Origin of the sequence: Thermosipho japonicus (assembly GCF_014201655.1) — a bacterium.
GTDB lineage: Bacteria > Thermotogota > Thermotogae > Thermotogales > Fervidobacteriaceae > Thermosipho > Thermosipho japonicus.
In genome coordinates, this window is the sequence record NZ_JACHEX010000001.1 from 61,607 (window position 1) to 74,344 (window position 12,738).

At 30.4% G+C, this 12,738-nt stretch carries 13 protein-coding genes; 11 read left to right on the top strand and 2 right to left on the bottom strand.

The features are described 5' to 3' along the window. Positions 1–2: 2 nt before the first annotated feature. A complete protein-coding gene (gene fabZ / locus HNP65_RS00290; RefSeq protein WP_184618415.1) occupies positions 3–413 on the bottom strand; it encodes a 3-hydroxyacyl-ACP dehydratase FabZ in 411 nt (136 codons plus the stop codon). 2 nt (positions 414–415) lie between these two features. After that, positions 416–1,642 carry a beta-ketoacyl-ACP synthase II gene (gene fabF / locus HNP65_RS00295; protein ID WP_184618416.1) on the bottom strand — a complete coding sequence of 409 codons (1,227 nt, stop codon included), beginning with the start codon at positions 1,640–1,642 and terminating at the stop codon, positions 416–418. Positions 1,643–1,858: 216 nt separating this feature from the next. Between fabF and HNP65_RS00300 the strand changes: the two genes are divergently transcribed. Genes HNP65_RS00300 through fliD form a run of 11 tightly spaced genes read left to right on the top strand, consistent with a single transcriptional unit; the run spans position 1,859 to position 12,722 of the window. Further along, positions 1,859–2,743 (top strand): PSP1 domain-containing protein, encoded by an 885-nt coding sequence (locus HNP65_RS00300; protein ID WP_184618417.1) that lies wholly within the window; start codon positions 1,859–1,861, stop codon positions 2,741–2,743. Continuing rightward, a complete protein-coding gene (locus HNP65_RS00305) occupies positions 2,730–2,867 on the top strand; it encodes a DUF2905 domain-containing protein (protein ID WP_004102707.1) in 138 nt (45 codons plus the stop codon). The genes HNP65_RS00300 and HNP65_RS00305 overlap by 14 nt, the downstream gene beginning before the upstream one ends. Further along, complete coding sequence (tsaE, locus tag HNP65_RS00310; protein WP_343043432.1) at positions 2,864–3,394, top strand: tRNA (adenosine(37)-N6)-threonylcarbamoyltransferase complex ATPase subunit type 1 TsaE; 531 nt, start codon at positions 2,864–2,866, stop codon at positions 3,392–3,394. Before HNP65_RS00305 ends, tsaE begins: the two co-directional genes overlap by 4 nt. Continuing rightward, on the top strand, positions 3,342–5,714 hold the full coding sequence (lon, locus tag HNP65_RS00315) for an endopeptidase La (protein WP_184618420.1): 2,373 nt from the start codon (positions 3,342–3,344) through the stop codon (positions 5,712–5,714). The genes tsaE and lon overlap by 53 nt, the downstream gene beginning before the upstream one ends. After that, positions 5,695–6,279 carry a ribosome biogenesis GTP-binding protein YihA/YsxC gene (gene yihA / locus HNP65_RS00320; RefSeq protein ID WP_126992476.1) on the top strand — a complete coding sequence of 195 codons (585 nt, stop codon included), beginning with the start codon at positions 5,695–5,697 and terminating at the stop codon, positions 6,277–6,279. Before lon ends, yihA begins: the two co-directional genes overlap by 20 nt. A gap of 1 nt (position 6,280) precedes the next feature. Continuing rightward, the gene (gene argS, locus HNP65_RS00325) at positions 6,281–7,912 is read left to right on the top strand and encodes an arginine--tRNA ligase (protein ID WP_184618421.1); all 1,632 of its coding nucleotides are present in this window, start codon (positions 6,281–6,283) and stop codon (positions 7,910–7,912) included. An 11-nt stretch (positions 7,913–7,923) separates the two neighbouring features. Continuing rightward, positions 7,924–9,321, top strand: a complete 1,398-nt coding sequence (locus HNP65_RS00330; protein WP_184618422.1) for a sensor histidine kinase — start codon at positions 7,924–7,926, stop codon at positions 9,319–9,321. Between the two features lie 4 nt (positions 9,322–9,325). Continuing rightward, positions 9,326–10,183, top strand: coding sequence for an HDOD domain-containing protein (locus HNP65_RS00335; protein WP_184618423.1), 858 nt, complete (start codon positions 9,326–9,328; stop codon positions 10,181–10,183). Then, positions 10,173–10,553: a 30S ribosome-binding factor RbfA gene (rbfA, locus tag HNP65_RS00340; protein WP_184618424.1), complete on the top strand. Its 381-nt coding sequence runs from the start codon at positions 10,173–10,175 to the stop codon at positions 10,551–10,553. Before HNP65_RS00335 ends, rbfA begins: the two co-directional genes overlap by 11 nt. Positions 10,554–10,593: 40 nt before the next feature. Beyond that, a complete protein-coding gene (locus tag HNP65_RS00345) occupies positions 10,594–10,932 on the top strand; it encodes a flagellar protein FlaG (protein ID WP_184618425.1) in 339 nt (112 codons plus the stop codon). Positions 10,933–10,946: 14 nt separating this feature from the next. Then, positions 10,947–12,722, top strand: a complete 1,776-nt coding sequence (fliD, locus tag HNP65_RS00350; RefSeq protein ID WP_184618426.1) for a flagellar filament capping protein FliD — start codon at positions 10,947–10,949, stop codon at positions 12,720–12,722. The last annotated feature ends 16 nt before the right edge of the window (positions 12,723–12,738 follow it).

The following is a 12,738-nucleotide window of genomic DNA, read 5'->3' on the forward strand; positions in this document are numbered from 1 at the left end:
TTTCACCTCTTTGAACCCAATAATAAAACAGCTTTCGCTACCATTTTACTACTAACATATGCTTTTGCATCTACAAACACTATTCCTGCTTTTACTTCTTTTATCTTAACTTCATATCTGAGAGTACAATTGGGTCTTACTTCTCCTTTAAACCGTGCATTATCAATCCCCAAAAATAATGGTATTTCATCATTTCCTTTTAAAAGCAGTATCCCGGCAGTTTGCGCAAGACCTTCTAAAATATAAACACCTGGGTATATAGGGTAACTTGGAAAATGACCTTTAAATATAGGATCAGAATCTTTAATTTCTCTTTCAGCAACAATATAATCTTCACCTTTTTCAACAACTTTGTCAACAAGCAAAATAGGATCTCTATGAGGCAAAATTTTCATTATTTCTTCTTTTTTCATTATTAATACCTCCCAACAACGATCGAAGCATTATGACCACCAAAACCAAATGAATTTTTAAGAAAATTATTAATCTTTACTTCTCTAGTTTCTTTAACTAAATTTAATTTTGAAGCAATTTCATCAGATTTCTCAAGATTTGGCATTCCATGTACAAACCCTTCATTCATTTCTAATATTGCTGCAATTGTTTCTATAGCACCTGCTGCTCCTAATAAATGTCCAGTTAAAGCCTTAGTTGAATTGACCAATAAATTATTCCTTTCTCCAAAAACATTCAAAATTGCTTGAGCTTCAAGTTCATCACCAACTGGTGTACTTGTGGCATGACAGCTTACAAGATCAATTTCATCCGGAGAAAGGTTTGCATCTTTTAATGATTGAAGCATTACTGATGTAGAACCTTTTGATTGAGGATCAGGAGCACTAAAATGATAAGCATCATCGTTCATTCCAAAACCCTTAACTTGGGCTAATATATTTGCATTTCTCTTTTTAGCAAATTCTTCGGATTCTAAAATTAGTATTCCGGCTCCTTCTGCCATTACAAAACCATCTCTTTCAACATCAAATGGCCTAGAAGCTTTTTTCGGCTCATCATTCCTTGTAGACAAAGCTTTCATAGCTGCAAAACCAGCTATTGGAAGCGGAGCAATAGTAGCTTCTGCACCACCTACAACAGCTACATCCACATAGCCGTGCCTTATTAAAAGTGCTCCCAAAGCAATCGCATGAACCGAACTTGCACAAGCACTAACAACTGAAAAATTAGGTCCTTTTAGTTTATAATTCATTGCAACAACACCACTTGCCATATTTGAAAGTATCATTGGGATCATAAATGGACTAACTCTATTTGCACCCCGTTCTTTGAAAACATCATTTTGTTTATCGAGAGTTATAAATCCTCCCATGCCACTTGCCACTATCACCGCAACCCTTTCTTCTATCCCTTCAAAATTGATCTTCGAGTTTTCAATAGCCTCTTTTGCAGCAGCAAGTGCAAACTGAGTATACCTATCAATACGTTTAGATAATTTTTTGTCAATGTATTCTTCTGGCACGAAACCTTTTACTTCTCCAGCAATTTTTACAGGTAAATTTTCAGCATCAAAACTTGAAATTTTATCTATTCCTATATGCATTTTTTTCAGATTTTCAGAAAACTCGGAAATATTTTTCCCAAGTGGATTTATGGTCCCCATTCCAGTTATAACTACTCTCTTCACATTTACACCTCCTATTAATATTTTTACAAGTAAAATTATATCAGTTTAACTTTTTTAAGTCAAGCAAACTTATTATCCATTTATTTATCAACAACTGCGAAATTAGTTACACTAATCTTAACACAAATAACGGAATTTAAAAATATTGAAAAGCTATTTATATAAGAACATTCGTGGTATAATTTTATAAGAAAAAAATTTTAGGAGGAAAAAAAGATGGAATTAACAGCTGAGGTATACGGTGTAGAATTGATACCTATGGGACCAATAATTTATTATACTGAAAATGGCGAAGATATAAAAGTAAATGATACAGTTATTGTTATTAGCGAGTTTGGTTTAGACTATGGAGTTGTAAGAATTGGTAAAAGGCAAATGAGCATAGATGATATAGGATACGATTTAAAACCAATAATTAGAAAAGCTACTGAAGAAGATTTAGAAACAATTGAGAAAAATAAAGAAATTGCAAAAAGAGCATTTGAAGTTACAAAACAACTTGTAAAAAAACACGGTCTAAACATGAAGGTTTTACATTCAAAAATGATGGTTGATGGATCAAGACTCGTTATTTATTTTAGTTCCAAAAACAGAGTAGACTTTAGAGAACTCGTTAAAGATATAGCCAAGGAATTTAAAACAAGGATTGAGCTTAGGCAAGTTGGTGCCAGAGACGAAATGAAATTCATAAAAGGTTTAGGACTTTGTGGAAAAAAGTCATGCTGTTCTTACTGGCTTAGAAGTTTTGATAGTATTACTCTAAAACACGCAAAAAGACAACAGATGATGATAAATACTGCAAAAATTACAGGCCCATGTGGTAGACTACTTTGCTGCTTAAAATTCGAATATGATTTTTATATTGATGCATTGAAAAACATCCCAGATGAAGGAAGTATGATTAAATATAATGGTAAAGATGCAAAAGTTATTACTGTAAATGTATTTCTAAAAAAAGTAACAATATATACAAAAGACGGTGAAACAATAGCTCTACCTTTTGAATATTTTAGGGGTGGTAATAATGTGGAAATTGCCCATGGCAGCGGGAATAATATTGATCTTGATATCACTGGTAATGTTTCTAATGGAGAAGAGTAAAATTTTTCCTTTGCCTGGAGATATTGTCATAAAAAGAGGCAATTTTGTCCTTATTATCCCAATTACAAGCATGATTATACTAAGCATTATTTTAACAATTGTTATGAGTCTTTTCAGAAGGTGATACTCTTGAAGCTTGATGCATTAGAACTAAACGATTTAAAAAAACTATCGAAAATTATCTCAAAATTTTATATTAAGTATCCAGTGAGGTTTCTTTATTTAAACGGGGATCTTGGAACTGGTAAAACTACGTTTTCAAAATTTTTTTGTGAAAATTTTGGTGTTGATCCTGATTTAGTAAGTAGTCCAACTTTTTCAATTGTAAACATATACGAAGGTTATAAAACAATTTACCATGTAGATTTGTATAGATTAGAAAGTCCTGATGAGCTGTTTTATGTGTTAGAAGAAAATTTCGAAGATGAAGATGGAATATTTTTAATAGAATGGAGTAATTTGTTTGAAAACTATTTTACTGAGAAAGGTATAACATTAAATATTTTTCATAGAAATGATGGAAAAAGGAATGTAGAAATAATAATTGATGCAGAATTTTCTAGTTTAGACTTGATAGAAGATTTAAGGAGGTGGCAACATGACCGAGAAAAAGTTCGAAAAATTGGAAAAGAAAGTAGCAAAATTGAATGAAGAAGAAATAGAGATACCTGATATATTACCTGCTATAGCAATGAGAAGTAACGTTGTAGTTTATCCTAATACTGTAGTACCTTTCTATGTTGGTCGTGAAAAATCTTTATATGCCCTTGAAGATTCAATGGAAAATTACAAGCAGTTAATTTTTCTTGTTAATCAAAAAGATACTAAGATTGAAGAACCCACAAAAAATGATCTATTCAAAGTAGGAACAGTTGCAAGAATAATGCAAATAGGAAAACTCCCCGATGGAACTTTTAAAGTTTTAGTTGAAGGACTTTCAAGAGCAAAATGGATAAAGTCAGTTGAAGAAAAATATTTTAAATTTGAAATAGAGCTCTTAAAATCAAAATATAGAAAGACGAAAAAATTAATAGCTTTAATGAGAGCTGTAAGAGATGAAATGCAAAAGTATATCCAATATTCAAGAAAACTTCCTACAGACGCTTTAATGTTTTTGGAAGATATGGAAGATCCTGATATTTTTGCAGATCTTGCTGCTTCAATTTGTCCAGGAAGTCTTGAAGAAAAACAAGAATTATTAGAAATATTACATCCAGGTAAAAGACTTGAAAAAATCCTAGAACTTTTGTCTAAAGAAACTGAATTGTTAGAAATTGAACATCAACTCGATCAAAAAGTCAAACAAAGGATTGAAAAATCGCAGAAGGAATATTTTTTAAGAGAAAAACTAAGGGTAATTAGAGAAGAGCTAGGCGGAGAAGAAGATGCCGAAATAAAAGAAATTGAAGAGAAAATAGAAAAAGGAAATTATCCAGATTTTGTAAAAGAAAAAGCAAGATTTGAACTTAATAGACTCGAGAAAATGTCCCCCTATTCACCAGAAGCAAATGTTATTCGAAATTATCTTGATTGGATACTTAACTTACCTTGGAAAGAAAAAAGTGAAGAAAATTTAGATTTAAAAAATGCTCGAGAAATACTCGAGAAATACCATTATGGGTTAAAAGAGCCAAAGCAAAGAATTCTAGAATTCCTGGCAACTAGAAAAGTTTCAAAATCAATGAAAGCCCCAATAATTTGTTTTGTTGGACCTCCAGGTGTTGGAAAAACTTCCCTTGGAAGATCAGTTGCAGAAGCGTTAGGAAGAAAGTTTCTAAGAATGTCTTTGGGAGGTTTAAGAGATGAAGCAGAAATAAGAGGACATAGAAGAACTTACGTAGGAGCTCTTCCCGGAAGAATAATTCAGCTAATTAGAAAAGCAAGTGTAAAAAACCCAGTTCTTTTGTTAGACGAGATCGACAAAATGGGTATAAGTTTTCAAGGAGATCCTGCATCAGCTTTATTAGAAGTACTTGACCCTGAGCAAAACAAGGATTTTGTTGATCATTATCTAGAATTGCCTTTTGATTTATCAGAGGTTTTGTTTATAACAACTGCTAATACTCTTTACAATATTCCTGATGCCCTCAGAGATAGGATGGAGATAATTGAAATACCAAGCTATACAAATATGGAAAAGTATTATATAGCAAAAGAATATATTATTCCAAAAGCACTAGGAGAAATTGACATAAAAAAATCTCAAATAATGTTTAGAAATGAAGCAATTAACCATATTATATCTGACTATACTCTTGAACCTGGAGTTAGAGAACTTGAGAGAAAGATTAGGACAATTATTAGAAAAGCTGTCCTTGAGATAGTTGAAGGTAAAAGTAAGGTAGTAATAACTGAAAAAAGAGTTAGAGAATTTTTAGGAGCGCCAAAAATACTTGAAGAAAATAAATTGGAAGAACCAACAATAGGTGTTTCAACTGGGCTTGCTTGGACTGCATATGGTGGAACAACACTCTTTATTGAAAGTACTTTATTCCCTGGAAAAGGAAATTTAATACTTACGGGAAAATTAGGCGACGTTATGAAAGAATCTGCTCAAATAGCTCTCAGCCTTACCAAAAAAATTTGTGGAAAAGATTGTATGGATATATTTGAAAAGAACGATATACATATACATGTCCCAGAAGGTGCTGTTCCAAAAGACGGACCTAGTGCAGGTGTTACAATAGTTACAAGTCTGGTTTCTGCTGTTAAAAAGATCCCTGTTAGAAATGACATTGCTATGACTGGCGAAATAACACTTAGAGGTAGAGTTCTTCCAGTTGGCGGAATTAAAGAAAAAGTATTAGCTGCATACCGTAAAGGAATTAAAAAAATAATTCTACCATATCAAAATAGATTTGATATTGAAAAAATACCTGAAGAAGTAAAATCTGATATTAACTTTATCTTTGTAAAGGAAATAGATGAGGTTTTAAAGGAGGCATTAATTTGTGAAAATAAAGAGTGTTGAACTTGTAAAAACTATATATAAAAGTAATGATAAGTATCCAGAATCATTAAATGGAGAATTTGTATTTGTAGGTAGATCGAATGTTGGTAAATCAACACTTTTAAACATTTTAACTGGTAGAAATATAGCAAAAACAAGTAAAAAACCAGGAAAAACAGCCTCTATAAATTTTTACAAAATAAATAATTCATTTTATTTTGTTGACTTGCCTGGATATGGCTATGCAAAAGTTTCTGTAGAAGAAAGAGCGCGTTGGCGAAAAATAATTGAAAATTATTTTTCAAAAAGAGCTTGGAATATAAAATTAGTCTTTGTTTTAATTGACGGCAGGCATGAACTTCAAAAAAATGATGAAATATTACTCGAATGGTTGAAAGAATTAGAATTAGATTTTGCAATTGTTTTGACTAAAATGGATAAATTGAAAAATTCTGAGAGGGCTAAAATGATTAGGTATTATAATGATCTTTACGGAGAAAATTATACCATTATTCCATACTCTGCTGTTACAAGAGAAGGAATAGACAAAATTTATGAATTAATAGAAATATTTGGAGGTGTTTGAATTGATTAGGGAAGTTATAAATGAGCGTTTAGAAAGTATTTTACGTGAAGAAGGTTTCGAATATCAATTTAACGTTGAAATCCCTGATGAAAATTTCGGAGACTATTCAACAAATATAGCGCTTATAGGAAGTAAGCATTTTAAAAAACCTCCAAGAGAGGTTGCAAAATTGTTTGTCGACAAGCTTTCAAAAGAGTCCATTTTTTCTGAAGTTACAATTGCCGGCCCTGGCTTCATAAATTTTAGAATATCAAAAGATTTCTATCTTAGCATTCTTTCAGAAATAATAAAAAAGGAAAAGGCATACTGGAAAGTTCAAAAAAATAATAAAAAAATACAATTAGAGTATGGTAGCGCAAATCCAACTGGTCCGTTTACAGTGGGCCATGGAAGACAAATTGTTATAGGAGATGTTCTTGGTAATGTACTAGAATTTCTTGGATATGATGTAACAAAAGAAATGTATATTAATGATGCTGGAAGACAAATAAGACTCTTAGGAAGGTCCTTATGGGTTAGATACAATGAATTGTTCGGAAAAGAATATGAACTTCCAGAGGATGGCTATAGAGGAAATTATTTGATAGATTTTGCTAAGAAACTTAAAGATGAAATCGGAGATAAATATGTGGAAAAATGGGATAGTGAAATTGAAAAATTTTTCATGAACTACTCTGTTGAAAATATCTTAAAAACCATGGATGATACCTTATCAATGCTTGATTGTGGCTTTGATTCCAAAGTTAGGGAAAGCTTTGTAATAGAAAAAGGTTATGTAGATCTTGTTCTTAATAAGTTTAAAGAAAAGAATATGATTTATGAAAAAGACGGTGCAGTTTGGTTAAAAGTTTCAAAAATAATAAACGAAAATGATAAAGTTTTAATTAGAAGTGATGGAACATATACCTATTTCTTAACTGATATTGCTTACCATTACTACAAATTTACTAGGGGATATGACAAAGTATACGACATTTTTGGAAGCGACCATCACGGACATATTCCGAGAATGATTGCAGCTATGAAATTATTAGATATTGATGAAAATTTTGTCCACTTTATACTTCATCAATTTGTAACTTTAAAGAGGAATAATGAAATAGTAAAAATGAGCACTAGAGCAGGAAATTTTATTACACTTGATGAGTTAATAAAAGAAGTTGGTAAAGATGCAACAAGATACTTTTTTGCTATGAACGATGTAAATACACATCTTATTTTCGACCTTGAACTTGCAAAATCGAAATCAAATGATAATCCTGTATACTATGTACAATATGCATATGCAAGAATCAACAGTATTTTTGAAAAAGCAAAAGAAAAAGATATAGATTTTAAAATTTTAGAAAATATTGAACTTTTGGAAAATGAACATGAAATGAGTATAATAAAAATGATGGATGAATTTATCTACTCACTATATCAAGTTGAAGAAAAATTTTCACCCCATTACTTAACAAATTACCTATTTAGTTTGTCAGAAAAATTCCATAGCTATTATTCAAAATACAAAATTTTAGATGAAGAAAATAAATCACTGTCAAATGCAAGAATGAACCTTATTTTTGCCTTAAAAAATGTATTTGAAATTTCCTTCGAACTTCTTGGAATAAGTGCACCTGAAAAAATGTAGAAGGTGATAATTTGAACTTAGATCTTCTTTTTTCATCTTTTATGCATGAAATTGGGAAAGCTACAAGCGAAATGGAAATTTACAAAGCATTATTAAACTCTGTTAAAAGTGTTCTAAAGTATGAAAAAGCTCTTGTAATGAAAGAAGATGAAGTAGTTTATTATGAACCAGAAATGTTAGACATTCATAAATTTGAAGATTATATTGCTTGGATAAAGCAAAGACTTTTACCGGCTTTTTTTTCAGAAGAAGATGAATTTATTGGAATAATTCCAATTGTAAAACAAAATAAACTTTTGGGAGTAATTTTGTTACTAACTAAAAATGAGCCAAATAACGAAATATTAAATTTACTACAAACATTTGCTTTTCTTACAGGTGTCACTGTAGAAAATTTAATATTACTTGACCAAATAAAAAAGTCAGAAAAATTTATGTCAGATGTTTTAAATTCAATTAAAGAAGGTATTTTTGTTTTAAACGAAGAGGGAAAGATAGAATTTTTAAACGATTTTGCAAAGGAAATATTGGATTTGGATCCTCACATTAATGAATTTTTGAAATCAGCAATAAATGATGAAAGAAAAATTTTAACTAAAGAATTTAATAGTCACTATTATACGGTAGTTAAGGTTAAATTTAATTTTTCAAATGAAACAAAATATGTTGTTACTTTCAATAATGTAACTTATGAAATTGAATTAGAAAAACTAAAACAACTAGACAAGATGAAAACAGAATTTGTCGCAAACATCTCCCATGAACTTAGAACTCCTCTAACTGCAATTAAAGCATACACGGAAACATTACTTAATATGGAAGTCGATAGAGAAAGCCAAAGAGAATTCCTTGAAACGGTTTATGAACAGAGTGAAAGATTAGAAAGCCTATTGAATGATTTGTTAGACTTTACTTTAATCGAATCTGGAACAATGGAACTTGAATATAGTGAATTTGATTTGTGTGAATTAATTAAAGAAGTAGTTGAAAACTTGAAACAACTAGCTGAAAAATACAATGTAAAAATTAATGTAAATTGTGAAAGTGTTTTTATATCCGCTGACAAAAGAAGAATTAAACAAGCAATACATAATTTAGTTGATAATAGCATAAAATTTTCGGATAAATCTAAAGAGGAAAGATACGTAAATATATCAGTTAAAAAGAAAGAAGAAAATTTAAGTATAATTATTGAGGATAACGGAATAGGAATTTCACAAGAGGACAAAGAAAAAATATTTGAGAAATTCTATAGAGGGGATAGAAGTCTAACATACGAAGTTCCAGGAACAGGTCTGGGGTTAACTATAGTTCAGGAAATAATTAAACTTCACGGGGGAAAAATAAATGTATATAGCACTTTAGGAAAAGGTACAACGTTTGAATTAGTTATCCCTTATAGGAAGTGATAAAGTGATAGCGGAACTTTTAAAAGATATTGAAGAATTACCAACACCGGATTTTCATGTGCAACAAATAATTAATATTGCTTCAAATCCAGATGCTTCGGTTAAAACACTGGAAAAAGCTATTTCTACTGAGCCCACTCTTTCCTTAAAAGTGTTAAAACTTGTAAATTCAGCATATTATGGTTTACCAAAAAAGGTTACAAAAATTAGCGAAGCAGTCATGATTTTGGGGTTTAAAACTGTTAGGAATTTGGCTTTATCTTTATTTACTTATTCTTCATTAAATAGGGGAACATCAAAGATAGATAAAAAAATGCTGTGGAAACATTTTATGTCAACAGCAATTATTTCTGAGGTGGTTGCTAAAAATATTGGATATCCAGAACAAGAGGAAGCTTTCATGGCAGGTCTTTTGCATGATGTGGGAAAAATTGTTCTTGATATAGCATTTCCAGAATATTTGACTACGATAGTTAATAAAAGTAGGGAGTCAAAGATAAATTTATACAAACTTGAAAAAATGTTAGATGTTGAAACTCATAACGAAATAGGTAGTTACTTGATTGAAAAATGGCAACTTCCTGAATTATACCAAATTGTTTCAAAGTTTCATGATGAACCAGAAGAAAATACTTCGCCAGGTTTCAATAGTATAGTTTTTATAGTACACCTTTCTAATTATATATCAAATTTATTGTATCCAGGCTATTCCGGATCTTTTGGTGATCCAATTCTTTCAAAAGATACATTTAAAGTACTGGGAATTAAACCGTCAGACTTATTGAAATTAATTGTTAAATCTAAAGATTCTTTAGCAAAAGCTAAGGACCTTATGGAAGGAGGAGAAGATAATGAGACCTGAATATAGAAATAAAAAAATAGAAGCACATATTAGGGAATTAATTGCACAGGCAATTCAAAAAATGAAAGAACCTGAATTTGAATCTTTAAAAGATTATATTGTTATTTCACGTGTTTTGATTTCTAAAGATAGAAGATTTGCAGATGTATTCGTCAGTGTTATTGGAAATAGCGCACAGAGAAAAAAAGCTGTGGAATTACTTGAAAAGTATAAAGGATATTTTAGAACTTTTGTAGCAAAAAATGTAAGACTTTATACTGCACCTGAACTGAGGTTTAAAGAGGACAAAGGTATAGAAGAAAGTGTTAGAATTAATAAATTATTAGATGAAATTATGTCTAAAGAAGATGAAAATAGTTCCGATAATTAAATTGAGATATATTACACTTTAATTGTGGGAGGCAAATGTTATGGATGGAATTAAAGGGGTGGGAAATAGAAGAGTAGATGATCAGATAATTTATAATGATAGAAATGTAAAAGTAAGTGATAATGTTCAACATAGAAATAAGGAAAAGGTGGACCCAGAATTTGCCGCTAATATTTTTAAAGAAAATTTGGAAAAACTTAAAGTGATTTTTAACGCAGAAGCAGAATTTAAAATTGATCAAGAAACAGGAATGATTATAGTTAAAATAAAAGAAAAAGATACAGGAGAAATCATAAGGCAGATTCCACCTGAAGTTGCATTAAAGTTAGCAAAAAATATAGAAGAGCTTTTAGGCATGGTCTTTGATGAACATGCGTAAGTGAGGTGGAAAGTATGGATTATAGTTCAATAGCAAATAACATAAATTATAAATTTACGTCAAATGCCCCGCTTTTTCAATTTGGCGGAGTATCTAGTGGTTTGGATACAGCTTCCATAATCGAAAAACTTATGGAAGTTGAATCTCAACCATTAAATAGATTAAACGAAAAGTTTAAAGAATTAGATTACAAGGAAAAAGCTTATAACGCAGTATCTGACAAATTAAGAGAATTAATGGATTATTTGATAGATTTTAAGCTTCAGTCAAATTTAATTCCTAAAAGTGCTTCAGTTTCAAATGAAAGTATTTTAACCGCAACCGCTAGTTCTTCAACATTGGATGGTACTTATTCTATTGAGGTTAAAAGCTTAGCTACAAGGAGCATTTTTGAAAGCTCAAAACTTGGTCAAGATATTACTTTAACCACATTATTTTCAGATATTAATCATAGGTATGTTCCGGAAGATTCTGTCGTAAAATTAACCGTAAATAATACTGAAGTTGATATAAATATAAGCACTTCAGATACGATAAATGATATACTAACGAAAATTTCTGATGCATTTACAACTGCAGGAAGTTCTGCAACTGTAAGTTTTGATGATACAAATAATAGATTGATAATTCAATCTTCAGATGTATTTGAACTTTCGCAAACAAGTGGTAATTTTATGTATGTGTTTAATTTAAACGATGCAAATCTAATAGCAGATGGCAGTGGAAACTATACTCTTGAAAGTACTAAGGACATTGGAAGCTATCTTACTAGTAAAACACTTTCAGAACTTGGAATTACTGGTTCCGGTAGTTTTACAATTAATGGTATCTCAATTAGTTATTCTCAAGATGACACGATTGCTGATTTAATTTCAAATATAAACAACAATTTAGAAGATATAACTGCCAGTTATGATGAAGTGAATAACAAAATAATTTTAACAGCAAAGGATATGGGAGATGTTATTATAAATGTTGCAAATGCTCCCAGCGAGTTAGGCTTTGATACTGGAACATTTACTCTTGGAAATGTTGCACACGCTGTTTTAAAAACAGATTCTGGATTAACATATGATTTATATTCTGATACTAATTCATTTTCATATAATGGGCTAGAATTTACTGCTCTAAGTGTGGGAACAACAAATGTAAGTGTAAATACTGATACAGATTCAATCATTGAAAAAGTAAAAGATTTTGTAGACAAATGGAATGAAACTACAGATTATTTGTACACAAAATTAACTGAATCAAAAGTTAAAAATAAAGATGAATCTGAAATGACTGATGAAGAAAAAATACAAGGTTATTTGAAAAATGATCAATATTTGAGAAAAGTCTTTGATAAAATGAGAAATTATTTATATGAATCCTACGGAGGAAAATATCTTTGGGAACTTGGAATAAAATCAGGTGATGCTGGCATAGGTTTTGAAAATACAATGAAAGGTCATATTGAACTTGATGAAGATAAACTAAGAGAATTCATTTCTAAAAATGGTACAGATGCAGTTTGGAAATTTTTTGGTGATGAAAATGGTTTTGCATCTCAGGTAAAAGATTATTTATATGAACTTACAAAATTTAATGGAGAGATAGATCAGATAGCCGGAGTTAGTGGACGTATTGAACGTGAAAAAAGGACGCTAGCAAAACAAATGGCTAATTGGATTGAAATTTTACAGAAAAAAGAGCAGGATTTATGGCAAAAATTTTCCGCCATGGAAGAAGCTATTTCAAAATTAAATGCACAAGGTGCCTATCTTGCCCAAGCTTTGGCAAAAAAATAATTTATTAATTTACCAT